The organism is Clostridium zhoujianii (assembly GCF_051590805.1).
Lineage (GTDB): Bacteria > Bacillota > Clostridia > Clostridiales > Clostridiaceae > Clostridium.
Window position 1 is genome coordinate 1 of record NZ_JBPUTF010000004.1, and the last position, 26,933, is coordinate 26,933.

Consider the following 26,933-nt stretch of genomic DNA (forward strand, 5'->3'; position numbering starts at 1 on the left):
CATAGCATAAGCTAGTAAGACCCCTTGAAGAACACGAGGTTGATAGGTCAGAGGTGTAAGTGCAGTAATGTATTGAGCTGACTGATACTAATAGGTCGAGGGCTTGACCAAATAAATAACGAGAATATTTGATATATATTATGTGCAATTTTCAGAGAACAATTTCTGAAAAATATATTTTAAAAATATATTGACAAGGTGGATTTAACAAATTATAATAATTTGTGTAGGAAATCTGGTGATGATGGCGTAGAGGAAACACTCCTTTCCATTCCGAACAGGAAAGTTAAGCTCTACAGCGCCGATGGTACTGCATGGGAGACTGTGTGGGAGAGTAGGACGTTGCCAGGTCCAATAGGGATCTTTAGCTCAGTTGGTTAGAGCAACCGGCTCATAACCGGTAGGTCCGGGGTTCGAGTCCCTGAAGGTCCACCAATTTTGGGGGTATAGCTCAGTTGGGAGAGCACCTGCCTTGCACGCAGGGGGTCAAGAGTTCGAATCTCTTTATCTCCACCATATTGAAAAGCTGTGAAGTTAATTCACAGCTTTTTTGTTATATATGAAATTGATAATAAATCTCTATAATGTTATGATTAATAATGGATAAATGAAAAAAGGAGATTGATATGGCAATATATAGAGTTAAGCAATTTATGTGGGCGATAACTGCTAGATTTAAGCCAGTAGATACTACAATAATCAAAAAATACTTAAATAAGGATGAAGAAAAGATATTTAATAAATTAAAGATATCGGATAAACATCATTGCATAAGGGTATGTAATGATGCATTAAATAGATATAAGAAATTTAATAGTGATATAGATGAAAAAAAATTAGCTAAAATAGCCTTGCTTCATGATGTAGGTAAAAGCACTAAGAGTTTAAATGTAATAGATAAATCTGTATTAGTAATTTTGGATAAGGTTACTAATGGAGATTTAAAAAAATATAAAAACAATAAAAAGGTAGATATATATTATAATCATCCTAAAAAGTCAGTTAAATTATTAAAGAAGATAGATAAATATGATAATGAATTTTTAGAAGCCGTGGAGAAGCACCATTATAAGAAGGTCAATTCAAATATATACCTTAAAATAATTAAAGAGGCTGATGATAATAGTTAGAAAATTATAGAGGAGGGGTATAATGAATTCAATTGAGAGAAGAGAAGATATAATAAAGTCATTGATTGATTCTAATAAAGCTTTAAAGGGTACTAAATTGGCTTGTAAATATGGCGTTACTAGACAGATAATAGTAAAAGATATTGCTATATTAAGAGCAAAAGGCAATAATATAATAGCTACTCCAGAAGGATATATAATTGGGAAAGAGGATAATAGGATAAAGTCTGTAGTAGCTGTTACTCATAAAGAAGATAGATTAGCTGAGGAGTTAAAGACTGTTATTAAATATGGTGGAATAATTGAGGATGTAATTGTAGAGCATCCATTGTATGGAGAAATAAAGGGAATGTTAATGATAAAAAACTTAAATGATTTAGAAAAGTTTATGACAAGGTATAGCCAAAATAGTGCAAAGCCATTATCACTATTAACTGATGGCGTACATATACATACAATTTCAGCTGACTCTCAAGAGAATATGGATTCTATATTAATGGAGTTAAGAGAAAAAGGATTCATTATTGAAGAGAATTAATGTTAAGTAAATCCTTGGAGGTAATTATGAATTATGATGTTTTAGTAGTAGGTGGGGGAATAATAGGGTGTTCTGTTGCATATGAATTATCTAAATATAACTTAAATATAGCTTTAATAGAGAAAGATTATGATATTGCAGATGATATATCCTTTGTGAATACATCGGTGGTTTATGATGGCTCAGAAACATCAGATACTGTTATGTCTTCTTTAGAGAAGATTGGCAGTTATCTAATAGAAGAAGCCTGTGAAAAATTTAATGTGCCATATAATAAGATAGGAGCTATTAGAATAGCAGATAGCGATAGGGGAGTATTGGAACTGGAAAATATGTATGATAAGGCTAGATCAAGAGGTATTGACAAGGTACACTTAATTGAAGCAAATGATGTTTATGATATCGAGCCAGCTCTTAATAAAGATATTAGTATAAAGAAGGCTTTGTATTCAGAAAATGTTGCAATAATAGCACCCTATGATCTTGCAATAGCCTATGCAGAGGTTGCAGCTGATAATGGTGTTAATTTTAGATTTGAAGAAGAAGTCATAGAAATAAAAAATATATCAAAGGGATTTAAGGTAACGACTAATAAAAATAAGTTTACTTGTAGAGTAGTTATTAATACAATTCCTAATGATGTATATATGGAATCAAAAAATAATAATAGAATTGAATTAATAAATGACAAAATAATTCATAAAAATATGAATTATTTATTATTAGATGATAATGTGAAAAATAAATTAAATAAGATAGTTATAAATACGTTAAATGAACATACTTTTGTTCTTAATATCCCTAATATATCTGGAGGAGCTATTGTAGGAATAAAAACATCTACTGCCTTAAGTATAGAAGAAGGAATAGACTATGCTAATTTACTATTACCAGAAGTAGATCATAGTAACCTTAGCAATATATTTAATGAAGTATATAAGAAGGATTCTATGTTAATTGATGATACAGATATAGATAAGGGGTATATAAGGGTAACAGGTACTCATTATGGTAAGATTACTTTAGCACCAGCAATAGCGCAAACAATTAGTGATGCAATAGCACAGAATATGAAAACAACTTTAAAAAAGAATTTTGTTGATAAGAGAAGAGATTTCTATAGATTTAGAGATATGAGTAAAAAAGAAAGAAATGAAATAATATCTCTAGATAAAAGATACGGTAATATAATTTGTGTATGTAATGACGTATCTGAAGGTGAAATAGTTGATTGTATAAGAAGACCATTAGGAGCTAGAACTGTAGAGGGAATTAAGAGAAGAACAGGGGCAGGTCTTGGAAGTTGTCATGGTTCTTACTGTGTAAGAAAGATAATTAATATATTGGCTAGAGAAATGGATAAGAAGCCAACAGAGATAGTTGAGGATTCAAAAAATTCTAAGGTATTGATAGGTAGGATTAAAGAATTTAATGAGGTTTAGGTAAGGGAGAATATTTATGAAGGAAATATTTACGAGTTTAGTTAGGATAAAAGGTGATAATAGACATAAGGTAGTATCAGTTAAAAGTAATAAAGAGATAGATAGAGATTTATTTAGAGAGTTTTCTAAAGTTTTGGGCAGAATATATGTTAGTAGCCCTATAGATATAGGAGATATAATATGTAGGAATATACTTAATACAGGAATAGATATAGTTTGTACAAAAAAGATAGAAAGAGAATAAATAAGTTAGTCAAATATTGACAAGAAAGTATTGTTTGTAATATAGTAAATGTATATTGAAAATTGAATAATAAACCTATGATGAGGCTAGTAATAGTAAATTTACTTTAAGAGAGTCAGTGTATGGTGTAAACTGATAGTAAGTTATTATGAATCCACCTTGGAGGGACTGTGATGAGCAGTACGGGAAATCGTTAAATTAATTAAGCGGATAGAATTTATTCTATCAATTAGGGTGGCAACGCGGAGTCTTTCGTCCCTTTTATAGGGAAGATGGGCTCTTTTTATATGTAAAAAATTAAGGGAGGAACAAATAATGTTAGATTTAAAAAGAATTAGAAACAATCCAGAAGAAATTAAAAATGCATTATCAAACAGGGGAGAAGACTTTGATACTTCAGTAATAGATGAAATAATTTCTTTAGATGAAGAAAGAAGAAAAATATTAGTTGAAGTAGAAGCTTTAAAAAGTAAGAGAAATCAAGTTTCATCTGAAATTCCTAAATTAAAAAAAGCAGGAGAAGATGTTACTGCTATAATGACTGAGATGAGAGAATTAGGAGATGAAATAAAGGTTCATGATGTTAGATTAGCAGAGATTGAAGAAAGAATTCAATTTATTATGCTTAGAATCCCTAATATTCCAAATCCACAAGTACCAGATGGTGAAACTGATGAAGACAATATTGAAATAAAGAGATGGGGAGAACCAACTAAGTTTGATTTTGAACCAAAGGCTCACTGGGACCTAGGAACAGATTTAGATATATTAGATTTTGAAAGAGGCGGAAAGGTAGCTGGATCAAGGTTTACTATATACAAAGGATTAGGAGCTAGACTTGAAAGAGGAATAATAAACTACTTCTTAGATAAACACACTTGTGAAAATGGATATACAGAAGTATTACCTCCATATATGGTTAATAGAGAGAGTATGACAGGAACAGGTCAATTACCTAAGTTTGAAGAGGATGCATTTAAAGTTGAAAACAATGGTTACTTCTTAATACCAACAGCAGAAGTACCTGTAACTAATATGTACAGAAATGAAGTATTTACAGGAAATGAGTTACCAATAAAGCATGCTGCATACTCAGCTTGCTTCAGAGCAGAAGCAGGATCAGCAGGAAGAGATACAAGAGGACTTGTAAGACAACACCAATTCAATAAAGTTGAATTAGTTAAGTTCTGTAAGCCAGAAGATAGTTATGCTGAATTAGATAAGTTAGTAGCAGATGCAGAATCAGTTCTACAAGGATTAGGGTTACCTTATAGAATAGTTAGAATATGTAAGGGTGATCTAGGATTTACAGCTGCATTAAAGTATGATATTGAAGTTTGGATGCCAAGCTACAATAGATATGTTGAAATTTCAAGCTGTTCAAACTTTGAAGATTTCCAATCTAGAAGAGCAAATATTAAGTATAAAGAAACTCCAAAGGATAAACCACAATTTGTTCATACATTAAATGGATCAGGAGTTGCTATTGGTAGAACAGTAGCTGCTATACTTGAAAATTACCAACAAGCAGATGGAACAGTTTTAATACCAGAAGCTTTAAAACAATTCTTAAGATGTGATGTTATAACTAAATAATTTTAAACCAGCTTTCAAAGAAGGCTGGTTTTTTTTATATATTCATTGAATTGTTTTACAAATTATGTTAGATTCTTACTATGGGTGGTATTTATAGAAAAGCTACACCAGATGATGATTTTTTATTTTTAAGATTGCTCATATCCATATTGGAATGAGACTAAGTAGTGTCACACTCAAATTAGTGGAGGTGATAACATAAAAATAGGTTTTATAGGTGCAGGAAAAGTCGGATTTTCCTTAGGTAAATATTTTAGTGAAAATAATTTAAATATAGTTGGATATTATAGTAGAAGTTTGGAATCAGCAAAGGAAGCAGCAAAATTTACTAAATCAAATTACTTTAGTAGTATTCAAGAAATTGTAATAAAAAGTGATGCTATTATCATTACAACTCCAGATGGAGTTATAGAAGATATATGGAATAGTATTAAAGAGTTGTCTATTGAAAATAAAATTATTTGCCACTGTAGTGGTTCATTATCATCACGTATCTTTTCTAATATAGAAGACCATAATGCATATGGTTATTCAATCCATCCAATGTTCGCAATCAGCAACAAATATAATTCTCATAAACAATTAAAAGAGGCTTTTATAACTATTGAGGGGCCAAATAAGTATATAAAAGATATTAAAAATATGATAGAAGGCTTGGGTAATAAAACTCAGGTAATATCATGGAAAAATAAATCAGAATATCATGCAGCATCAGTATTTGTAAGCAATCATGTCATAGCTTTAGCTGAAACAGGAGGTAGTTTACTTAAAAAGTGTGGATTTAGTGATGAAGAGGCACTAAGTGCATTAAAACCTTTAATGATTAATAATATTCAAAATATAGTTGAAAAAGGAACAATAAATAGTTTAACTGGGCCTATAGAAAGAGGGGATATTAACACTATTAAGAGGCATTTGGAGTCATTAAGCGAAGATGATAGGGAATTATATAGGTTACTTTCAAAAAAGCTTATTAGTATAGGGAAAGTTAAAAATATTAATAGGGATTATTCTAAATTGGAGAAAATGATGGGAGAGTAGATAATGAAAAATACAGTAGTAACTTTTAAAGAGGCAAAAGACAAGAATGATAAGCTTACTATGCTTACAGCTTACGATTATTCTACTGCAAAGTTGATGGACGAGTCAGGAATTAATGGAATACTTGTAGGTGATTCATTAGGTATGGTTTGTTTAGGATATGAGGATACTTTATCAGTAACTATGGAAGATATGATACATCATACAAGAGCTGTAACAAGAGGTGTAAAAAATTCATTAGTTGTTGCAGACATGCCATTTATGTCTTATCAAACTTCAGTTTATGATGCTGTTGTGAATGCTGGAAGACTAATTAAGGAAGGCAGGGCTAATGCTGTAAAGTTAGAGGGTGGAAAAGAGGTTCAAGAACAAATTAGAGCTATAGTTAATGCATCGATACCGGTAATGGCTCATATAGGATTAACGCCACAGTCAGTAAATGCTTTTGGAGGATTTAAGGTGCAAGGGAAAAGTGAAGAGGTAGCTAAGAAGTTATTGGAGGATGCTAAGGCTGTAGAGGCATCAGGAGCATTTTCAATTGTATTAGAATGTGTACCAACAAGATTAGCTAAACTTATTTCAGATAAAATAAATATACCTACTATAGGAATAGGTGCAGGAGATGGGTGTGATGGTCAGATATTAGTTTATCAAGATATGCTTGGAATGTACTCAGATTTTACTCCTAAGTTTGTTAAGAAGTATAGCAATGTAGGTGAGACTATGAAGGATGCATTCAGTAGATATATAAGAGAAGTAAAGGATTGTGTTTTTCCCGAAGAAAGGCATGGTTTTAATGTAGAAGATGATGTTATAGAAAAATTATATTAAGGGGCATAAGAATGGAAATTTCAAAAAATATAAACGAAGTAAGATCAATTATTAAGGGATGGAAATTACAAGGATTTAAGGTAGGGTTTGTACCTACTATGGGATACTTACATGAAGGACATCAGAGTTTAATCAAGAGGGCAGCTGAGGAGAATGATAGGGTTGTAGTAAGTATATTTGTTAACCCTATGCAATTTGGTCCTACAGAGGATTTATCAAGTTATCCTAGGGATTTAGAGAGAGATTGTATGGTATGCAGTGATGGAGGAGCTAATTTAATATTTAATCCAGAGGCAAAAGAAATGTATTTTGAGGATTTTTATTCATTTGTAGATATGGATATATTAACTGAAGAACTATGTGGGAAGAGTAGACCAATACACTTTAGAGGTGTTTGTACTGTTGTAACTAAGCTATTTAATATTATAACTCCAGATAGAGCTTATTTTGGTCAGAAAGATGCTCAGCAATTAGCAGTCATAAAAAGAATGGTAAGGGATTTAAATATGGATATAGATATAGTTGGATGTCCAATCGTGAGAGAAGAGGATGGACTAGCTAAGAGCTCAAGAAATACTTATTTAAGCCCTAAAGAGAGGAAGGCTGCGACTATATTGAATAGATCTTTAAACCTAGCGAGAAAGGCTATAGAAAATGGGGAAAGTAATTCTAATAGAGTTATCAATATCATTATAGAAAATATTGATAAGGAGCCATTAGCAAAAATAGATTACGTTGATGTTGTTGATTTATTATCAATGAAAAAGGTAGATAGGTTAGAGGAGTCTGTGTTGGTTGCTATTGCAGTTTATATAGGTAAAACTAGATTAATTGATAATTTTATATATGAGATTTAGTGGAGGAATAGATAAATGAGAGTAACAATGCTAAAAGGTAAGATCCATAGAGTGAAAGTAGTGCAAGCTGAATTAGATTATGTAGGAAGTATTACAGTAGATATGGACTTATTAGATGCAGCAGGGATATTAGAATACGAGAAGGTACAAATAGTAGACATAGATAATGGAAATAGATTTGAGACATATACAATAGCAGGTGAAAGGGGATCAGGATTAATATGTTTAAATGGAGCAGCAGCAAGGTGTGTGCAGGTTGGAGATAAGATAATCATTATGGCATATTGTGAGATAGATAATGAAGAGGCTAAGGAGCATAAACCTTATGTTGTATTTGTAGATGAAGAAAACAAAATAAGTCAGGTTTCCAGATATGAAAAACATGGAAGATTATTTTAGTTATTTAAATTAAAAAACATTAATTAATTCCGCTTGAATAGATTTAGAAAATAATTCAGGCGGTTTTAAATTAATATAAAAAAATTTCAATATTATGTTGACAAAGTATATAGAACCTTGCTATAATACAATTCGTGATGTGGAGAGATGGTCGAGTTGGTTTAAGGCACCGGTCTTGAAAACCGGCGTACCTTCGCGGGTACCCAGGGTTCGAATCCCTGTCTCTCCGCCACAAAGAAACCTCAACAAAATTGTTGAGGTTTTTGTTTTGTTCAAAATACTTTGAAAGCCATTTAACGCTATAAAAATGCATTAAATAGCTCCTGTTAATTTCTTATAAATTTTGCTACAGAATCCTCAGTATTTAGTCCAATAACACCAGTTGCAATCTCTTTAAGCTCATCTACTGCATTTTTTACAGCATAGCACTCATCGGATATCTCAAACATTGGTATATCATTTAAATTATCACCAAAAGTAACTAATTTATTAAAATCATAATGTTGCTTTAAATATTTTATTGCATTTGCTTTAGAAGATTTTACACTGTATATTTCTAGATAATAGATATCATTATCATAGTTATCCTTATATTTAACTATATATAAATCTTTCATAGCTTTAATTTTATTATAAAGTGAGTTAATTTTATCTTTATATTCCATAATAGTAAAATAAAGAACTTCAGCATCAGAAGGAAAATCTTCTTGAATAAAAGTTTTAAATGAACTATTTTTTCTTTGATTATAAAATTTTATTTGATAAGGATGTTTTAATCTTCGATGATATACAAATAAATGATTATTTTTAATTGTGTAAATAAATGCATTTAGATTTTCTTTTTTTATTAAAGCATCAATAGTCTTTACAAATTTAAGGTCTATAGTTGTATAGCGTAAGTAATTATCTTTTTTTATATCGTATATAGCTGAACCGTTCATAGTTACAACGGGCATATTTATATTAACATCCTTTAGAATATTTACTACAGTTGCAGGCGTTCTAGCAGTGGCTATTGTGAATTGTACATTATTATTTAACGCTTTATTTAAGAGTTCTTTACTCGTAGCTGAGATCTCAGCATTGTTATTTAATAAAGTACCATCTAAGTCTGAAACATATAAAGTCATAGTTACCTCCATTATTTTAATTATCTCATTATATAGTATAAGTTTATTTATTGAAAAGAATATAAAAAAATAAATTAATTTAAATAATGATGTTGACAATAGCATTAATGGTTGATATAATAACTCCTGTAAGTTGTGGAGAGATGGTCGAGTTGGTTTAAGGCACCGGTCTTGAAAACCGGCGTACCTTTACGGGTACCCAGGGTTCGAATCCCTGTCTCTCCGCCATATATATTTTTTATATAGAAGGCACATGGAGAATTACTCAAGTGGCTGAAGAGGCGCCCCTGCTAAGGGCGTAGGTCGGGTAACTGGCGCCCGGGTTCAAATCCCGGATTCTCCGCCAAAAAACATCTAACATTTGTTAGATGTTTTTTTATTTTGTATAAAAAAAGAGTATGAACATTATAATCTTGGTAAATAATTCTTAATAGGTAATTGTACTTTTGAATAAGTTTCAATAGAGGAATATAATAAGACTATATATTGAGTAAGAAGGTGTACTTATGCTAAAGGGTGAAAAAATTTATTTGAGGTTAATTGAGCAAAGAGATATTAGTATGTTGTATGAGATTTGTAATGAAGAAGAGGTAAAGAAATATGATGGTGATTATGGAGATATACCTGACAAGAGGTATGTTCTTAGTAATTTCTCAAGAATAAGAAAGGTGTACAGAAGAGGGCTTAGCATTATTAATGATAGAGATGTACTTGTTGGATGTGTACGCTATGAAGTTACAGATAAAGAAAAGAGAATATATTCTATAGGAATAACAATAGGTAGTATGTTCTGGAATAAGGGGTATGGAAAAGATACATTAAGGGTACTATCAGAGTATCTTTTTGATGATTTAAATGCAGAAGTTATTCAATTAGAGGTTATAAAGGATAATAAGAGGGCAATTAATTGTTATAAGAGTGCTGGATTTAGGGAAGAATATGTAAAAAATAAGTCATATAATCTTAGAGGAACCTATGTGGATACCATAGTTATGACTTTAGAAAAATTAAATTTAAATAGAGAAATAATATAAGGCTTGAGCTATCAAGCCTTTTAATTTATATATAGAAGGTTTTTATAGTACTTTATAGAATTAAGTACTATATATAAATTTGTTTTTAGGAGTTAAATTATATGGGAATAAGATTTATTTATGGGAGAGCAGGAAGTGGTAAAAGTACTTTTTGCCTAGATCAAATAAAAAAGAAGCTAGAAAATAGTCATGATAATAAATTAATATACATTGTTCCAGAACAGTACACATTCCAAAGAGAAACATCACTTCTAAGGAATGTTGGAGAGAAGGGATTATTAAGATCTCAAGTTTTAAGTTTTAAGAGAATGGCTCATAGAGTTTTTGAGGAATGCGGTGGAAGAGTTCATGATAGAATGACTGATTCAGGTAGAAATATGCTTATTCATAAGATTCTTCAAGAGGGAGATGATAAGCTAAAATATTTTAATAGAATATCTAAAGAGCAGGGATTTACAGATATAATTTCAGATACAATAACAGAATTTAAGAAGTATAATGTTACGCCAGAGGTTCTTAAAGAAAATTTAGAGGGTATTGAAGATAAGGAATTAAAGGATAAGTTAAGGGATTTATCTTTAATATTTGATAAATTTAACAGTAGTGTTGCAGAGAATCTAATCGATGCAGATGATGAGATTACCTTATTAGCAAAAAAATTAGAGAATTGTCATTTATACGATGGAGCAGAGGTATGGATAGATGAATTTACTACTTTTACACCTCAACAAATGGAGGTTATAAGAGTTTTAGCTAAAAGATGCAAGAGTATTAACATAACCTTATGTATGGATGAGTTAGGTAATGGTCAGGAAAATGAAGTTACTGATATATTTAACTCAATAAAGAGTACGGAGTTAAGAATATTAAAGATGATGCAGGATGAACATATAGGGTATCTAGAGCCTGTTAATTTAAATAAAAATAAGAATAATAGATTTATTGAAAGCAAGGAATTACAGCATTTAGAGAAGTACTTCTTTACATATCCATTTGAAGGCTATAAGGCTGATGTAAGGGATATAAGATTATATAAAGCAAATAACTCCTATGATGAAGTTGAAACAGTAGCAAAGGAGATTGTGAGGCTTGTAAGAGATAGAAAATATAGATATAGAGATATATCTGTGGTTTGTAGGAATATAGATGATTATGAAAAGATAACTACAGTAATATTTAAAGAATATAATATCCCATTCTTTTTAGATAAGAAGATTGATATATTAAGTAATCCATTAGTTGTATTAATTCTTTCAGCATTTGAGGTTCACCTTAGAAATTGGTCCTATGAAAGTGTTTTTAAATATTTGAAGAGTGGACTTACAGGTATAGATAGAAAGGAAATAGATATACTTGAGAATTATATTTTAGCTAATGGTATTAAAGGTTTTAGATGGACAGGGGAGCTAGTTAAAGAGGCGAAGGAGATAGTTGAAGGCCAGGATATATCTAATGAAGAAGACATATTAGACCCAATAGATATAATGATTAAGGTTAGAGAGCCATTAATGAAGTTCCATAAGGATATTTCAAATAAAAAAAGTGTAAGGCAGATATGTACTGCAATATATGAATTATTAGTTGAACTTAATGCTCTTAAGAGAATTGATAGCTGGATTGATAATTTTGAAGCAAATAGCATACAAAGTAAAGTTATGGAGTATGAGCAGGTACCAGCTATAGTTTTAGATATATTAGATCAAGCAGTAGAGGTAATTGGAGAAGATAAAATAGATGTGATGGACTTCTATAAGATACTAAACTCAGGTTTTGAAGGTAAGGAAATTGGTGTTATTCCAGTAGCTTTAGATCAGGTAAATATAGGAGATATCGCTAGAATAAAGGGTAGAAACTCTAAGGCAATATTTATAGTTGGAGTTAATGATGGTATCTTACCTTCAGCTAATAAAGAAGAGGGGATACTAACAGATAGAGATAGAGATCTATTAAGAGATATGGGAGTAGAATTATCATCTACTACTAAGGCTAAGGTCTTTGAAGAACAATTTATGGTATATACAGCAATAACTTTAGCAAGCAATTTCATTATGATAAGCTATCCAATGGCTGATTTTGAAGGAAAGTCCTTAAGAGCATCAATTGTTATTCCAAGGCTTAAAAGAATATTCCCAAATCTTGTTAAGGAAAGTGATATTTACAATTTAAGAGAGAGAGCAGACAGATTTTCTAAGGTTACAGCACCTATTCCAACCTTTAATGAATTAATTTTATCTTTAAGAAAGAATTATGAAAATGTAGATATAGAAGATTACTGGGAGCAAGTATATGCATGGTATAGAGAAAAAGGTGACTTTGGGAATAAGACAGGTCATATATTCCAGGGGCTTAAGTACAGCAATACTGGAGAAATTATGCCTAGAGAAAAAATAAAAGAGCTGTATAGCACAGATAGCGGTAGGTTACTATTTAGTGTATCTAGGTTAGAAAAATATGCAGAGTGTCCTTTCTCTTACTTTGTTCAATATGGATTAAAGGCAAGGGATAGAAAGATATATGAATTCTCGGCACCGGATCTAGGTTCATTTATGCATGATATTTTAGATGAGTTTACTACAAAGGTAAAAAGAGAGAAGATATCCTGGTCAGATTTGAATACGGATAGATGTAGGAATATTGTTGGAGAGCTTATAGAGACAAAATTAAAGGAAGATACTAATTCAATACTTAATAGTAGCAAGAGATATAAGTACTTTACTGATAGATTTAAGAGAGTTATTACTAAATCAGTTTCTATAATTTCAGAACAGATGAGGAAGGGACAATTCGAGATATTTAGTAATGAATTTGTCTTTGGAAGCTTTAGTGATGGAGCACCTATAAAGCTTCAATTACCATCTGGAGAAGAGGTATTTTTAACTGGTAGGATTGACAGAATAGATACCTTAGATATGGCCGGAAATACATATGTAAGAGTAATAGATTATAAATCAGGAGCGAAGAAGTTTGATTTAAATGAACTTTATTATGGATTACAAATTCAGCTATTAGTTTATTTAGATGCTATATTAAAGAATTCAGCTAATATACTTAATAAGCAAGCAATGCCAGGAGCTATATTATACTTTAGAATTGATGATCCAATAATTAAGAGTAAAACAGAACTAGAGGATGAAGAAATAAGAAAGCAGGTATTAGAAAAATTAAAGATGAATGGTCTTTTACTTAAGGATGCAGAGCTAGTACGTGCTATGGATAATGATATGGAGACTTATTCACTAGTTATTCCTGCTACATTTAAGAAAGATGGAGACTTCTCATCTAATAGTGCAGTTATTACTGAGGAGCAATTTAACATATTAAGAGATTATGTTAATAGCAAGATGATAGAGTTATGCGAGGATATGCTTAGTGGAAAGATTAAGATAGAACCATGTAAGAACCAGAAGATGGCTTATTGTGAATACTGTGATTACTCTTCTATATGTCAGTTTGACACTAGTATTAAGGACAATAAGTATAAGCTTGTACTTAAGAAGGATGACAATGAAATTTGGAGCAAGATGAAAGAGGCAGTAAAAGGAGGGACAGAAGATGGGGGAAACTAAGTGGACTAAAGAGCAGTTAGCAGCTATAGAAACTAGAAGGTGTAATTTACTTATTGCAGCTGCTGCAGGATCAGGCAAGACAGCAGTATTAGTAGAAAGAATTATAAGAATAATAACTAATGAAGAGAATCCAGTTGATATAGATAGGCTATTAGTAGTTACATTTACAAGTGCAGCTGCATCTGAAATGCGAGAAAGAATAGCAGCAGCTATTACTAAGGCTTTAGAAAAATCTCCTAATTCTAAGGTGCTACAGAAGCAATTAACATTGTTAAGTAGGGCGAATATAACTACAATGCATTCATTTTGCCTAGATGTTATAAAGAATAATTTTCACATTATAGAGCTTGATCCATCTTTTAGAATATTAGATGAAACAGAGGGAGTGCTTTTAAAGGCGGAAATACTTGAAGAGCTTTTTGAGGATAAGTATGAAGAAGAGGATAGAGAGTTTCTTAATTTAGTTGAAGCATATAGTGGGGCAAGGGATGATGAAAAGTTAAAAGAAATAATATTAGATCTATATAGATTTTCTATGAGTGGTCCTTGGCCAGAAAAATGGTTAAGAGATAAGAGTGAGGAATTTAATATTGATAAGATTGAAGAATTAGATGATAGTCCATGGGTTAAAATTCTTAAAGAAAATATAGAGATTGAATTAAGAGGTTTAATTAGTATGGAACATAAGGCAATAGACCTATGTAGAGAAACAGAGGGATTAGAGCCTTATATTGATACATTTGCTGAGGATATATCATCATTACAATCTATATATGAGTGTATCAATGATAATGTAGAAGCAATTTATAATAGGTTAGAAAATATTAATTTTACAAAGCTTAAAACAGTTAGAAAAAATACAGTATCCGATGTGGCAGTTCAGGATAGAGTTAAGGGAATTAGGGATGATGTTAAGAAGAAGATAGGTAAGTTGAAAGAGGATATATTCTCTATGAATCCAGAAGAAATGTTACACTCTATAAAAGCATCATATCCATATATGAAAGAACTTTCAAATATTGTTATAGAATTTGAGGGAAGGTTTGCTAAGGCTAAGAAGGATAAGGGCTCTTTAGATTTTAATGACTTAGAGCACTTATGTTTAAAGATATTAACTAGTGAAAATTCTAATGTGGCAGAGAATTTTAAGGAGTATTTTGATGAAGTATTGGTAGATGAATACCAAGATTCAAATAATGTTCAAGAAGCCATAATAGATCTAGTTTCTAGAAAACATGGAGATGATCCTAATGTATTTATGGTTGGAGATGTTAAGCAGAGTATTTATAGATTTAGACAGGCAAAACCAGAGTTATTTTTAGATAAGTATAATTCATATCATAAGGATGAAGGAAAAAATAGAAAAATTCAACTTTATAAGAATTTCAGAAGTAGGGATGAAGTGATTAAAGGTGTTAACTACATATTTAAAGAGCTTATGTCTAAGGTTGTTGGAGAATTGGAATATACTGATGAGGAAGCCTTAAATTTAGGAGCAGACTATAAAGAAATAGAAGAAGAAAATGTAGTAGTTGGTGGAGATATTGAATTACACATTTTAGATAAATCCTCAGAAATAGAAGATAGTGAAGATATAATTATTGATGAAGAGGAAGAGGAAACAGGAGCTGTGAATCTTGAGGCTAGAATAGTAGCAAATAGAATAAAGGAAATTATAGCTGGTAAGGATGGAGAAGTATTTAAGGTTCTAGATAAGGGAACTGGAAAGTATAGACATGTAACTTATAAGGACATAGTTATACTTTTAAGAGCTACTAAAAATTGGTCAGAAATATTTTTAGATGAGCTTGGATCAGAAGGTATACCAGTTTATGCTGATACTGGTTCTGGGTATTTTGAATCTATCGAAATGAGAACAGTAATGTCATTATTAAAGGTAATAGATAATCCAATGCAAGATGTACCGTTGATAGCTTTATTAAGATCTCCGATAATGGGCTTCACAGTTGAAGAGTTAGCTAATATTAGATTAGTAGATAAGAGTAAATATTTTTATGAGAATATTCAAGATATAGCTTCTGAAAAGACAGAATCTGATGAGATATTAAAGAAGAAATGTACTGATTTAATTGAAAGATTAGAGGCATGGAGAGATAAATCAATATATACTCCAATAGATGAATTTATTTGGTACTTATATATGGATACAGCGTACTACGGATATGTAGGGGCTATGCCTAATGGGGTTCTAAGACAGGCAAATTTAAGGATATTATTCCAAAGGGCTAAACAATATGAACAAACCAGCTTTAAAGGTTTATTTAACTTTATAAACTTTATTAATAAGCTTAGAAAATCATCTGGAGATATGGGAAGTGCCAAAATATTAGGTGAAAATGAAGATGTAGTAAGAATAATGAGTATACATAAGAGTAAGGGGCTAGAGTTCCCAGTAGTATTCTTGTGTGGAGCAGGAAAACAATTTAATCTTATGGATCTTAATAAGAATATTCTATATCATGAGGAATTAGGATTTGGTCCTGAGCTAATAGATCTAGAAAAGAGAGTTAGTTATACAACTTTACCTAAGGAAGCAATTAAGCAAAGAATAAGATTAGAAACTTTATCAGAGGAAATGAGAATATTATATGTTGCCTTTACAAGAGCTAAGGAAAAGTTAATTGTAACAGGTGCAACTTCTAATTTAGAAAGATGGGTAGCTAAGTGTTGTAATGCAGCAGCTTTAGATGATGAAATAATATTACCATCAGAAGTACTTAAAGGTAAGTCATATTTGGATTGGATTGGTATGGCTATCTGTAAGCATAAAGATGGTGAAACATTAAGAGAATTAGTAGAAGCTGTGGATATCCATATAAAAAGTGACTTATCCACATGGAAAACTAACATTTGGACAAAAATGCAGCTAGTTGGGGAGAAAAAAATAGAGGCTGTGGATGAAATTTCAGAAGAAGATTTGTTGATAAATTCTGAAAGTACATTTGTGGATAAAGAAATTGATAGAAGATTAGGATTTGAGTATAAATTTAAAGAGGCAACTAATCTTAAGAGTAATTTTTCAGTATCAGATTTGAAAAAGAAAAATTATGAAGAAGTTGATCCTGTAACGATTAATGAATTATTTGCAGAGAAGATTGATATAAAACCTAAATTCCTTCAAGAGGAAAGGGGACTTACTTCAGCTGAAAAGGGAACAGCCATGCATTTTGTTATGCAAAAGTTAGATTTAAATAGAGTTTCTACTATAGTAGAAATAAAAGATCAGCTTAAGGAATTAGTTCATAGAGAGCTATTAAGTGATGAAGAATTTAAAGCTGTAAGAGCAACTAAGATATTTAACTTCTTTAAAAGTAAACTAGGTAAGAGAATGATAGAGTCATATAAAAATGGAGATAAAGTTTATAGAGAATTACCATTCTATACAGAGATTAGTCCCTTAGATACTGATGATACCTTACCAGAAAGCATTAGGGATGAGAAAGTAAGACTTCAAGGGGTTATAGATTGTTTCTTCTATGAAGGAGAGGATTTAATATTACTTGATTATAAAACTGATTACGTTGAAGAAGGTAATGAAGAGGAAGTACTAAATAAGTATAGGCTACAGCTTAACTATTATAGTGATGCATTAAGAAAGATTACTGGTAAGAAGGTAAGTGAATGCTATTTATATTTATTCTATTTAGATAAGGAAATTCAAGTGATTTTATAGATAAAATTAACTAAAAAAGTGGATTCAAATTATTGAATCCACTTTTTACTTTATATCTTATTTATACGGAGCTTCCTTTTATAGCATTATATTTTTTAGCCGCTATTAGAAGACTAGATGTATCATTATTAATCTTATCATCTATAACTAAATTTAAGAGATGATTTAAGAGATCTCCAATTATTTTTCCGGATATTAGATTGAGCTCCGTCTTTAAGGTATTACCATCAATATTTAAATCTTTAATATAGATGGGATCTTGATTATCAAGAATAGAATTAACATAATTTCTAAGGGTGCTAAGATTAATCATTTCAATAGTCTCATGTAAAGATATTAAGTCAAAAATATTTTCTGGACCAACTTTAGAAATTAATCTCTTACAATCTGATTTGGAATTACAATTATCTATATCTTTATAATGCTTGGTTAAAATTAAGGTTCTATTTATAGTAGAATTGTCAAAGGTTAATCTTTTTAATACTTTTGATATTATTTCAATATCAAGATTTTTAAATAGTGCTACAAGCTTACAAGAAATATTATTTGGAACCAGATCAATATTAGGATTAATTTTAGTAGTTAGTTCAGGTAAGATACGGGATAAAATACCAGTATCTTTAAGCATACAAAGTCCTTTAAAAGGATTATTAGATAAAAGGATTTTAGAAATTTCTACTCTAATTCGTTCATGACTAATATTTTTTATGAGAGAAGAATTAATTGATATTGCGTTATAAGTTTTAGCTTCAATACTAAAATCAAGCTGGGAACTAAACCGTATAGCACGTAGCATTCTTAATGCATCTTCATTAAAACGATCATTGGCAATTCCAACAGAACGAATATTTTTTTTATTAAGATCACTCATACCAGAAAAATAATCTATAAGACCTTCTTTGTTATTATAAGCAAAGGCATTTATAGTAAAATCTCTTCTAGATAAATCTTCTTTTATACTGGTTACAAAATCAACCCTGTCAGGTCTCCTGTTATCTATATATTTACCTTCAGTTCTATAAGTAGTTACTTCATAAGGAACATTATTTATTAGTACAGTAATGGTTCCATGCTGAATACCAGTAGGAATTGTTTTTGAGAAAAGTTTTTCTGTCACTTCAGGTGGAGCTGATGTTGTTATATCATAATCCATAGGGTCTTTATTTAAAAGAGAATCTCTAACACAGCCACCTACCATAAAGGCCTCATATCCATTATTGTAAAAGCAATCAATAATAAATTGTACATCACTAGGAATTTTTATATTCATTAATAATTTCCTCCATAAAAAATATCAAGACGAGCATGGGGCTATTGGGTTCTTTACACATCTACATTTCAGAAGCTTGCTTAAAGAAAATCTTGCAGGTGCATGTATTAAATTTTTAATCTAGTAGATTAAAAAGCTTAACTTACCTTAAGAATATTATAAAGTATCCATTAAGGGAAGTTAAGCTTTTACTATCGTCTAAATTTAAATAAATCTAAATCAGGTATTTCATCACCATTATACAATTTACCAATAATTTGGGCTCCTAGAACAGAATAAAGTATTCCATTAGAACCGTAACTTAGGCAGAAATAGTGATCCTTGAAATCAGGATGCTCACCAACATAAGGTAAGCTATCACTTGTATCAGCAAATATCCCATTGAATTTATAATCAATAGTATATTCACCTAAGCTAGGGAGTAATTTTTTTAATTTACTTTCTAATTTATTATATGCATTCTTATTTTTATGTTCATCATAACCTAGGTCAGATATATCTTCACCGCCAATTATTATTCTACTATCATCTGTAGTTCTTATATACGTATGATAATCTGTATTATCTTTCATAATCATATTCTTGTACCATAATTCAGTACCAGAGTCTATTGGTGAGGTCACTATATTAAAGGTTCTAGTAAAATTAGCAAGATGTTCTTTAAATAGACTAGCAGCATTATAGCCAGTACATATTAATAATTTTTTGCATGTTATATTTAAGTCATTAGTGGTAGTGCATACAATTCCATTATCTAGATTGATAGTATATTTAACTTTAGTTTTTTCAAATATCTTTACCCCTTTAGTATGGCATAACTTTAAAAGATTTACTGTGAATAAATAGGGATCTAAGACAGCTGACCCTGAATGAGAGAGGATTCCAGAAGATATAGGAAAAGGACAATAGTTGTCACATGCATCCTTATCAAGGAAATCAACATTAAACCTACAGTCACTTCTTAAATTAAATTCTCTTTTCATAGACATATAGTCCTTATCATTATGAGAATAATAAAGGGATGGTACTTCTAGATAAGAGCAATCAATATTATGAATTTTAATTATTTCAGCAATTGTATATAAGGCTTCTTTGCATAAGACAAAAGCCCTTCTAGCATTATTTTCACCTATTTTTTTTGATAAATCGATTATGTCTAAATCTATTTCATACTGTAGGATAGAAGTACAGATTGAAGTACTAGACATACCCACAGTATTCTCTTCAAGGAGTATACATTTAATTCCTAGTTGCGATAGGAAATAGGCACATATGGCTCCAGTTATACCGCCGCCAATAATTAGAATATCACAGCTAGTGTTATCTTTTAGTGGGTTATATTTTTGTTTTATAGCATTTATATTATGCCAAAGTGGGTTGCCACCAATTAATTTCATACTACTCCTCCTAAAAGCAATTTATTAAGTAGTATTTCCTTGAATTATTTAATTATTACTTTACTTCCAGCAGGAATAGTATCATATATCCATTTAGAATCTTCATCTGGAAGTCTAATACAACCATGAGATGAAGGTTTTCCTAAGGTATAATCAACAACATTACTTTGGGTTTTATCATAAGGGAGGGAGTGGAACAAATAGTCTCCATAAAATTGAACCCAATACTTGCCCCCTTGTTGATATTTATCAGAGAAGAACCATTTCCCTTTTTCTTTTATAGTATAAATTCCTTGAGGAGTCTCCTCACCTTCAATACCTGTAGAACAAGTAAATGTCTTAGTTATTTGCCATTTATCCTTGCTACCTTTGTATATATAGGTTTTTTGATTTGGTATATCTACATGAATTAAGTATGAGGTTATACTTTCTAGTCCAAGGGTATTTATATTTGTATTTGATAAACTACTAAGAATAGAGGCAGATGCGGCCTGAGTTTTATCATTTTCTTTTGCTAAATAGTCCGCTCTTTGATTTTTAACTTCTTCTACCTTAGCAAGAATATCATTATCACTACCGATAATTTTACTGACTCCATCAATTAATTCTAAAGATTTTGTATAGTAATTGTCCAGGCATAAAGCATCAACTTTCTTAAATGTATCTGATTTAAGAGCAGACTTACATTTATCTAAATATGATATTGCGTTATTATAATTTTCATCTGAGGGTTTTATAGTTAAAAATGAACTATAAGCATCAGAATATTTACCAGAGTTATAGAAAGATAGGGCTTTGCCATAAGGAGTATTGCTATAATTACTCAATGCGCCAACAGGTGTATCTGAATTACTTTGAATTAAGTTATAGCGATTAATCTCTGTAATTATAGTTAAAGCATCTCTCTCACTTATTTCACCTTGTTCAACTTTAGATGAAAGAGTCTCTATTTTATCAGAAAAGTATGTAGATAAATCTTTCTCCATAAAAATCGACTTTAGAGGATTTAAATTTTCATTAGTCAATAACAAATTATTTGCAGTGGAGAATTTATTTTGATCAAAGTAGGACATAAAATCTTTAATCAAAATTTTATAACTAAAAATCTCATAGAATATAATAGTTCCAAGTATAGTTAGAATTAAAAAGAATGATAAATAAAGCTTGATATTACTTTTTTTGATTTTATGAGTAGTAAAAGTTAGTGAATTTTTCTTTTTCATTTAAATACCTCCGTATATTGCAAACATATTTAATAATATTGACAGTAAAGAGAGAAGTTAAACATTAGATAAAATCTATAAGGGGTTGAATTATGAGATTAAAAAGGGTTAAAATAGTGTTATATGAAAATATTAGAATAGTGTGACAAACCTCTGGGATATAACCTAGGGGTTTTTTAGAAAGAAGGATTATTTAGAAATCAGGAGGATAATATGAATAAAAAGACAAATATATTTGTGAAGTTTGTAAATTCTTTATATAACATTAAGGAGTTTCCAAGGTATATGAAAGAGGGGGTAGGTAGGGCATTACTGTACGCATTAGTACTATCTCTAGTATGTGGAATTGGAACTGGTATTGTAGCATCAGTTAATATGAATAAATCTATAAAGAGTACATTAGAAAGCTTAAAAGAAGATAAGTATAGGTTTAAGCTTCAGGATGGAATATTAGACATAGAAACATCACCATTAAAAATAGAAGAAGGCAATACATTAGTATATATAGATGATAATATTACTATAGATAAATTAGATGAGTTAAGAAGTATGACAGCACATGTAGACTCATATATTTTATTACTAAAGGATGGATTATCAATTAGTTCAGATATGTTTCCTAGTAAGGTAGCTAAATACAAGGATATGTTGGCTAATAACTCTATTGATAATCAGTCAATAATGGATAGTATAGAGTTTGCTAGTAAATTTATAGGAATTGCATTTTTAATAATGATTGTTGTGGAGACATTCTTATCATATTTGATTGATGTGGCTATGATAGCTTTATTAGCAATGCTAACAAATTTTACCCTTGGTATAAACTTGAAATATTCAAATATGTTCTCTTTAGTAATATATGCGGCAACTTTACCTACAGTCTTAGTAACAATACTAACAGTGCTGTTCCCTGGAGTATACTTCAATTCTGCTAGTATGGTAGGTACTTTAGTACTAACACTACTAGTATTAAGAAATATGAGAAAAGATATAAATGAAAATAGAAATATTCAATAAAAAGTGGCTATGCCACTTTTTTAATTTTATAATTAAATCAATGTATAGGAGTGTAAGGAGGAATAAATATGAAGATTATTCATACTGGAGATTGGCATATAGGAAAGCTAGTTAATGAGTTTTCAATGATAAGTGATCAGAGATATATACTTAATAAATTGATAGATTTAATAAAAGTTGAAAAACCAGATGCTTTAGTAATTGCTGGAGATATATATGATAGGTCTATTCCACCAGTTGAGGCTGTGGAATTATTAAATGAGACTTTTAGTAAGATACTTATAAATAATAAAGTGAAGATAATAGCTATATCAGGTAATCATGATAGTGGAGAGAGAGTTGCCTTTGGTAGTGAAATTTTAGAGAAAGAAGGACTATATATTTCAGGAACAATTAATAGTTCTATAAAAAAGATTACTCTTGAGGATAAGGATGGAAGTGTTAATTTTTATTTAGTTCCATATGCAGATCCAGCAGTAATTAGGAAGAAGTATGAAAATCCTAAGATTAGAACTCACAATGATGCAATGAAAGCCATTATAGAAAAGATAGAAGATGATATAGATTGTAACAGTAGAAATATTATGGTAGCTCACGGGTATGTTACATTAAAGAGGGAAGAAGCTATTGAATGTGAGGATGATAACAAGTATGAAGCAGCAGAATTAGAGATTTCAGATTCAGAGAGACCTCTATCAATAGGTGGAACTGATTTAATAGATGGAGAAGTATTTAAAAAATTTGATTATGTTGCATTAGGACATCTACATGGAAGACAAAAGGTTGGTAGAGAGGGAATTAGGTATTCAGGATCATTAATGAAATATTCCTTTTCTGAAATTAATCATAAAAAGGGTGTAGTTATAGTTGAGATTGATGGAGATAAGAACCTAAATATTAGACATGAGGAATTATCACCATTACATGATATGAGAATAATAAAAGGGCCAATAGAGGAGTTAATAAAGGCAGCAAGTGAAGATGAGAATAATAATGAAGATTATATTCAAGCTATTTTAACTGATGAAGGTGAAATAATGGATCCAATAGGGAAGTTAAGAGCTGTATATCCTAATATAATGCTACTTAAAAGAGAAGAGAAAAAGAGTATTGAGGGTAGTATTACATCAGCTTCAGCAGGATATAAAAACAAATCTGAGCTTGATTTATTTAAGGAATATTATGAAAGATTAGGAAGCGGAGAATTTAATGAAGTAAAAGAGAATGTTATAAAGAACGTTATTAATGAAGTTTTAAGAGGGGAGGGAGAATAAATGAGACCTTTAAAGTTAGTTATGTCAGCTTTTGGACCTTATGCTAAGGAAGAAATAATAGACTTTGAATTATTAGATGGAAAGAATATATTTCTTATAACAGGACCTACAGGAGCAGGAAAGACTACTATTTTTGATGCAATAAGCTATGCATTATTTGGAGAAGCAAGTGGTAGCACTAGGGAAAATGATTCATTAAGAAGTGACTTTGCTGCTAAAGATAGATTAACATATGTAGAGCTAGATTTTGAAATTAGAGGAGAAAAATATCATTTAAGAAGAGTTCCTCAGCAATTAAAGCCAAAGGTTAAAGGTGAAGGATTTACAACTCAAGGAGCGGAGGCTGAGCTAATATTACCTGATGATAGTGTTAGAACAGGTGCTAGTAATGTAAGTAATAAGATAAATGAGTTATTAGGAATAAATAAGGAGCAGTTTAAGCAAATTGTTATGCTACCACAAGGGGAATTCAAGAAGCTATTACTTGCAGATTCCAAGGAGAGAGAAGGAATTTTTAGAAAAATATTTGGAACGTACACTTATGAAAAAATTCAAGCTTTATTATTTGATAAAGCAAGGGTTTTATATAAGGATTTGGAGAAGGCAAAGGAAAGAGTGCTGACTAATGCTAAAAATATAAAAAGTGATGATCCAATAACAATTGGTGAATATATAGATTTCAATAATATTATTAATTTACTTGAAAATCTTATTAAAAAGAGCAGTGATAAGGGGAAGAGTATTGAGGTAGATTTAAAGAAGGTAAGAGAAGATATAGAAAAACTTCAAATGGATAGAGTGAAGGGTGAGAATAACAATAATCTAATCGAAGAAGAAAAGAAGGTAATTGAAAAGTTAAAGGTTTTATTAGATAAGAAAGATGAGGTAGATTCTAAAGAAGAATTATTAAGTAAGGCAAATAAAGCAAAAGAAATTATATATATAGAAGATACTGTAGCTTTACAAAAGAAAAATAACAAGGTAAAAGTTAAGGATAGAGATGATGTAAATAGTAACATCATAAAAATAAAGAATGACTTAAAGGAAGCAGAGTTTGCTTTAAAGATAGAAGAAGGAAAAGAAGGGGAAAAGGAAAAGCTTCTTGAGAGCGCCAGCCTATTAAAAGAAAAAGAGCCAAAGTTAAAGGAATTGGAAAATAAGATACAGAGTATTAAAAATTTAAAAGAAAAGTTAGAAAAAAATATCAAGTTATCTAAAATAGAAGAAAATGATATAAAGAGCTTAAAAGAAGAAAAATTAGAAAAAGAGAAGAGAAGTAAGGAGATTTCTGAGCTAGAAAAGAAGAAGATTGTATTAGAAAAGGATATAGAAGAAAAGAGCAAATTAATAAATATAGCTAGAGATTTATATACGTCTATTAAAAGGTATGAAGATGATGAAAAAAGTTATATGGATTTAAAGGATGGATTTGAGATTATAGAAAATAAATATAAGTCTTCCAAAGTTGAATATGAAACTAAGGAAGAAATATATATGAAAGAGCAAGCTGGTATTTTAGCTACAGAGCTACAGATAGGTACCCCTTGTCCTGTATGTGGATCATTAGAGCATCCTAATCCAGCTAAAAGGGTAAAAGGTGTACCAACTGAATTAGAGCTTAAAGAAAGTAAAAAGAGATTTGAGAAAGCTCAAGAAGAATACAATAAAGGTATATTATCTTTAACTAAAGTAAAGCAGGCAAATGAAGCTTTATTATCAGATGTAATTAATATAAAGCTTAGAGAGATTGATGAGTATATTAAATGTGGTACAGAATATAGAAAAGATTCTTTAGGTCTTGTAAAAGAGGCTGGAATTAAATTAAAGATTCAGTTAGATGAGCTTGCATTAATATTTAAGAAGCTAGAAAAAGAAGTACTAGAAAAATCATCGATAGATAAAAGAATAGAGGAAATAGATAATTTACTAAAAGAGAAGGAGGTATATTTCACCCAACTAAATAGTGAGTATACTAATATTTTTGGAGCTTTGAAGGGAGAAGAAGAGACACTTAAAGCCCTTGAAAGAGAAGTACCGGAAGATATGCGCTCCTTAGTGGATCTTAAGAATAGAGTTAGGATAATTGAGGATAAGATAAACCAATATAATAGAGCACTAAAAGAGTCACAGGAGAAGGTTAATAATTATAGACATAGGTTAGCATCAGAAGAAGCGAAGATAAAAGAAATAACAAAAATAATTATTGAAATAGAAGAAGATATAGATAATAAAGAGAGACAAATAGAAAATAAAATTAAAGAAGCTGGCTTTAGTGGGTATGAAGAATATGAAGGAGCTAAAAAAGCTGTAGAAAGTATAGAAAATTTCACAAAAGAAATAAATTCATATAAAGAAGAGTTAAAATCATTAAGTGATAGGAAAGTTGAATTAAAAGATAAAACAAAGGATATTAAGTTTGTCGAATTAGAGAAGATAGATGAGGAGATTTTATTAAATAAATCAAAGGAAGAGGAAGTTTCAAAGTTAGCAAAAGAAATCTATTCTGTAGTAAGTAATAATTCTAATATATTAAAAGAAATAAAGAATATACAGAGGGAATTTGAGGTAAAGGAGCAAGAATATAGGGTTATAGGCGAACTTTCAACTTTAGCAAATGGTAGAAAGAGCCCATATATAAGTTTTGAAAGATTTGTATTAGCCTCATACTTCCAAGAGATTATTGACTCAGCTAACTTAAGGTTGTCTAAAATGACTGGTGAAAGATTTATACTAAAGAGGAAAGAAGATAAGGGTAAAGGAACAGCACAGCAAGGGCTAGAACTTGAAGTATATGATAATTACACAGGTAAATCTAGGCATGTTAAAACCTTATCTGGAGGTGAAAGCTTTAAGGCATCATTAGCTTTAGCATTAGGGTTATCTGATGTAGTTCAAGCAAATGCAGGAGGAATATCCTTAGATACTATGTTTATTGATGAAGGTTTTGGAACACTCGATCCTGAGTCATTGGAGAATGCTATAAATGCATTACTAGACTTACAAAAGGGAGGAAGATTAGTTGGAATAATATCTCATGTTCCAGAACTAAAAGAAAGAGTTGATATGCAATTAGAGATAAAAGCATCCTCAGAAGGAAGTAGTACAAAATTTAATATTGTCTAAAGGGAAAGAGGAAATTAACATTCCTCTTTTTTAATTTAAATTATACTAAAAATAACATAACAAAATAAAAACTTCCAAAAATTTGAAAAAGATTATTGTTTTAAAAAAGGCAATATGATAATATAAA

19 protein-coding genes, 5 tRNA genes, 2 rRNA genes and 1 other annotated feature are annotated in these 26,933 nt (G+C 30.3%); of the genes, 22 read left to right on the plus strand and 4 right to left on the minus strand.

What is annotated here, in order from left to right:
• The 14 genes from ACSYT2_RS15940 to ACSYT2_RS16005 form a co-directional block, all read left to right on the plus strand.
• Window positions 1-111: ribosomal RNA gene (locus tag ACSYT2_RS15940) — 23S ribosomal RNA — on the plus strand; the annotation flags it as partial.
• 123 nt (window positions 112-234) lie between these two features.
• Window positions 235-351: ribosomal RNA gene (rrf, locus tag ACSYT2_RS15945) — 5S ribosomal RNA — on the plus strand.
• Between the two features lie 7 nt (window positions 352-358).
• Window positions 359-435, plus strand: a tRNA-Ile gene (locus ACSYT2_RS15950).
• A gap of 5 nt (window positions 436-440) precedes the next feature.
• Window positions 441-516 (plus strand) — tRNA-Ala (locus tag ACSYT2_RS15955).
• A gap of 110 nt (window positions 517-626) precedes the next feature.
• Window positions 627-1,130, plus strand: coding sequence for an HD domain-containing protein (locus tag ACSYT2_RS15960; RefSeq protein ID WP_430857976.1), 504 nt, complete (start codon window positions 627-629; stop codon window positions 1,128-1,130).
• Window positions 1,131-1,152: 22 nt separating this feature from the next.
• Window positions 1,153-1,668, plus strand: a complete 516-nt coding sequence (locus tag ACSYT2_RS15965; RefSeq protein WP_438385168.1) for a transcription repressor NadR — start codon at window positions 1,153-1,155, stop codon at window positions 1,666-1,668.
• Window positions 1,669-1,694: 26 nt separating this feature from the next.
• Window positions 1,695-3,110, plus strand: a complete 1,416-nt coding sequence (locus ACSYT2_RS15970) for an NAD(P)/FAD-dependent oxidoreductase (protein WP_430857974.1) — start codon at window positions 1,695-1,697, stop codon at window positions 3,108-3,110.
• A gap of 16 nt (window positions 3,111-3,126) precedes the next feature.
• Window positions 3,127-3,354, plus strand: coding sequence for a DUF1667 domain-containing protein (locus tag ACSYT2_RS15975; protein ID WP_430857973.1), 228 nt, complete (start codon window positions 3,127-3,129; stop codon window positions 3,352-3,354).
• Window positions 3,355-3,422: 68 nt separating this feature from the next.
• Window positions 3,423-3,617, plus strand: a binding site (T-box leader).
• A gap of 52 nt (window positions 3,618-3,669) precedes the next feature.
• Complete coding sequence (gene serS / locus ACSYT2_RS15980; protein WP_430857972.1) at window positions 3,670-4,950, plus strand: serine--tRNA ligase; 1,281 nt, start codon at window positions 3,670-3,672, stop codon at window positions 4,948-4,950.
• 204 nt (window positions 4,951-5,154) lie between these two features.
• Window positions 5,155-5,991: a Rossmann-like and DUF2520 domain-containing protein gene (locus tag ACSYT2_RS15985; protein WP_438385237.1), complete on the plus strand. Its 837-nt coding sequence runs from the start codon at window positions 5,155-5,157 to the stop codon at window positions 5,989-5,991.
• Between the two features lie 3 nt (window positions 5,992-5,994).
• Window positions 5,995-6,822, plus strand: coding sequence for a 3-methyl-2-oxobutanoate hydroxymethyltransferase (gene panB / locus ACSYT2_RS15990; protein WP_430857971.1), 828 nt, complete (start codon window positions 5,995-5,997; stop codon window positions 6,820-6,822).
• Window positions 6,823-6,833: 11 nt separating this feature from the next.
• Window positions 6,834-7,679 carry a pantoate--beta-alanine ligase gene (panC, locus tag ACSYT2_RS15995; RefSeq protein WP_438385169.1) on the plus strand — a complete coding sequence of 282 codons (846 nt, stop codon included), beginning with the start codon at window positions 6,834-6,836 and terminating at the stop codon, window positions 7,677-7,679.
• 15 nt (window positions 7,680-7,694) lie between these two features.
• Window positions 7,695-8,078, plus strand: a complete 384-nt coding sequence (panD, locus tag ACSYT2_RS16000) for an aspartate 1-decarboxylase (RefSeq protein WP_430857969.1) — start codon at window positions 7,695-7,697, stop codon at window positions 8,076-8,078.
• Window positions 8,079-8,219: 141 nt separating this feature from the next.
• Window positions 8,220-8,310, plus strand: a tRNA-Ser gene (locus tag ACSYT2_RS16005).
• Window positions 8,311-8,404: 94 nt separating this feature from the next.
• Here ACSYT2_RS16005 and ACSYT2_RS16010 read toward each other — a convergent pair.
• The gene (locus ACSYT2_RS16010) at window positions 8,405-9,208 is read right to left on the minus strand and encodes an HAD family hydrolase (protein ID WP_438385170.1); all 804 of its coding nucleotides are present in this window, start codon (window positions 9,206-9,208) and stop codon (window positions 8,405-8,407) included.
• A gap of 137 nt (window positions 9,209-9,345) precedes the next feature.
• Between ACSYT2_RS16010 and ACSYT2_RS16015 the strand changes: the two genes are divergently transcribed.
• The 5 genes from ACSYT2_RS16015 (at window position 9,346) to addA (ending at window position 17,502) form a co-directional block, all read left to right on the plus strand.
• Window positions 9,346-9,436: transfer RNA gene (locus ACSYT2_RS16015), tRNA-Ser, on the plus strand.
• A gap of 27 nt (window positions 9,437-9,463) precedes the next feature.
• Window positions 9,464-9,554: transfer RNA gene (locus ACSYT2_RS16020), tRNA-Ser, on the plus strand.
• 160 nt (window positions 9,555-9,714) lie between these two features.
• Window positions 9,715-10,242 carry a GNAT family N-acetyltransferase gene (locus ACSYT2_RS16025; protein ID WP_430857967.1) on the plus strand — a complete coding sequence of 176 codons (528 nt, stop codon included), beginning with the start codon at window positions 9,715-9,717 and terminating at the stop codon, window positions 10,240-10,242.
• Window positions 10,243-10,343: 101 nt separating this feature from the next.
• Window positions 10,344-13,808: a helicase-exonuclease AddAB subunit AddB gene (gene addB / locus ACSYT2_RS16030; RefSeq protein ID WP_438385171.1), complete on the plus strand. Its 3,465-nt coding sequence runs from the start codon at window positions 10,344-10,346 to the stop codon at window positions 13,806-13,808.
• A complete protein-coding gene (gene addA, locus ACSYT2_RS16035; RefSeq protein ID WP_438385172.1) occupies window positions 13,795-17,502 on the plus strand; it encodes a helicase-exonuclease AddAB subunit AddA in 3,708 nt (1,235 codons plus the stop codon). The genes addB and addA overlap by 14 nt, the downstream gene beginning before the upstream one ends.
• A gap of 61 nt (window positions 17,503-17,563) precedes the next feature.
• Here addA and ACSYT2_RS16040 read toward each other — a convergent pair whose 3' ends face one another.
• The 3 genes from ACSYT2_RS16040 to ACSYT2_RS16050 all read right to left on the minus strand — a co-directional run bounded on the left by ACSYT2_RS16040 (window position 17,564) and on the right by ACSYT2_RS16050 (window position 21,392).
• Window positions 17,564-18,772, minus strand: a complete 1,209-nt coding sequence (locus tag ACSYT2_RS16040) for a CCA tRNA nucleotidyltransferase (protein WP_438385173.1) — start codon at window positions 18,770-18,772, stop codon at window positions 17,564-17,566.
• Window positions 18,773-18,963: 191 nt separating this feature from the next.
• The gene (locus ACSYT2_RS16045) at window positions 18,964-20,169 is read right to left on the minus strand and encodes an NAD(P)/FAD-dependent oxidoreductase (RefSeq protein ID WP_430857963.1); all 1,206 of its coding nucleotides are present in this window, start codon (window positions 20,167-20,169) and stop codon (window positions 18,964-18,966) included.
• A gap of 44 nt (window positions 20,170-20,213) precedes the next feature.
• Complete coding sequence (locus tag ACSYT2_RS16050) at window positions 20,214-21,392, minus strand: L,D-transpeptidase (RefSeq protein ID WP_430857962.1); 1,179 nt, start codon at window positions 21,390-21,392, stop codon at window positions 20,214-20,216.
• Between the two features lie 213 nt (window positions 21,393-21,605).
• On the opposite strand from ACSYT2_RS16050, the gene ACSYT2_RS16055 reads away from it, so the two are divergent.
• The 3 genes from ACSYT2_RS16055 (at window position 21,606) to ACSYT2_RS16065 (ending at window position 26,806) form a co-directional block, all read left to right on the plus strand.
• Window positions 21,606-22,409, plus strand: coding sequence for a DUF1189 domain-containing protein (locus tag ACSYT2_RS16055; RefSeq protein WP_430857961.1), 804 nt, complete (start codon window positions 21,606-21,608; stop codon window positions 22,407-22,409).
• Between the two features lie 68 nt (window positions 22,410-22,477).
• A complete protein-coding gene (locus tag ACSYT2_RS16060) occupies window positions 22,478-23,683 on the plus strand; it encodes an exonuclease SbcCD subunit D (RefSeq protein WP_438385174.1) in 1,206 nt (401 codons plus the stop codon).
• Window positions 23,684-26,806 carry an AAA family ATPase gene (locus ACSYT2_RS16065; protein WP_438385175.1) on the plus strand — a complete coding sequence of 1,041 codons (3,123 nt, stop codon included), beginning with the start codon at window positions 23,684-23,686 and terminating at the stop codon, window positions 26,804-26,806.
• The last annotated feature ends 127 nt before the right edge of the window (window positions 26,807-26,933 follow it).

Excerpts from the sequence above, each read along its gene's own strand:
- ACSYT2_RS16010 (WP_438385170.1), bottom strand. The coding sequence starts at position 9,208 with ATGACTTTATATGTTTCAGACTTAGATGGTACTTTATTAAATAACAAT.
- ACSYT2_RS16040 (WP_438385173.1), bottom strand. The coding sequence starts at position 18,772 with ATGAATATAAAAATTCCTAGTGATGTACAATTTATTATTGATTGCTTT.
- ACSYT2_RS16050 (WP_430857962.1), bottom strand. The coding sequence starts at position 21,392 with ATGAAAAAGAAAAATTCACTAACTTTTACTACTCATAAAATCAAAAAA.
- ACSYT2_RS15960 (WP_430857976.1), top strand. The coding sequence starts at position 627 with ATGGCAATATATAGAGTTAAGCAATTTATGTGGGCGATAACTGCTAGA.
- ACSYT2_RS16055 (WP_430857961.1), top strand. The coding sequence starts at position 21,606 with ATGAATAAAAAGACAAATATATTTGTGAAGTTTGTAAATTCTTTATAT.
- addB (WP_438385171.1), top strand. The coding sequence starts at position 10,344 with ATGGGAATAAGATTTATTTATGGGAGAGCAGGAAGTGGTAAAAGTACT.
- addA (WP_438385172.1), top strand. The coding sequence starts at position 13,795 with ATGGGGGAAACTAAGTGGACTAAAGAGCAGTTAGCAGCTATAGAAACT.
- panB (WP_430857971.1), top strand. The coding sequence starts at position 5,995 with ATGAAAAATACAGTAGTAACTTTTAAAGAGGCAAAAGACAAGAATGAT.
- ACSYT2_RS15965 (WP_438385168.1), top strand. The coding sequence starts at position 1,153 with ATGAATTCAATTGAGAGAAGAGAAGATATAATAAAGTCATTGATTGAT.
- panD (WP_430857969.1), top strand. The coding sequence starts at position 7,695 with ATGAGAGTAACAATGCTAAAAGGTAAGATCCATAGAGTGAAAGTAGTG.
- serS (WP_430857972.1), top strand. The coding sequence starts at position 3,670 with ATGTTAGATTTAAAAAGAATTAGAAACAATCCAGAAGAAATTAAAAAT.
- ACSYT2_RS15975 (WP_430857973.1), top strand. The coding sequence starts at position 3,127 with ATGAAGGAAATATTTACGAGTTTAGTTAGGATAAAAGGTGATAATAGA.
- ACSYT2_RS16060 (WP_438385174.1), top strand. The coding sequence starts at position 22,478 with ATGAAGATTATTCATACTGGAGATTGGCATATAGGAAAGCTAGTTAAT.
- ACSYT2_RS16025 (WP_430857967.1), top strand. The coding sequence starts at position 9,715 with ATGCTAAAGGGTGAAAAAATTTATTTGAGGTTAATTGAGCAAAGAGAT.
- ACSYT2_RS16045 (WP_430857963.1), bottom strand. The coding sequence starts at position 20,169 with ATGAAATTAATTGGTGGCAACCCACTTTGGCATAATATAAATGCTATA.
- ACSYT2_RS15970 (WP_430857974.1), top strand. The coding sequence starts at position 1,695 with ATGAATTATGATGTTTTAGTAGTAGGTGGGGGAATAATAGGGTGTTCT.
- ACSYT2_RS16065 (WP_438385175.1), top strand. The coding sequence starts at position 23,684 with ATGAGACCTTTAAAGTTAGTTATGTCAGCTTTTGGACCTTATGCTAAG.
- panC (WP_438385169.1), top strand. The coding sequence starts at position 6,834 with ATGGAAATTTCAAAAAATATAAACGAAGTAAGATCAATTATTAAGGGA.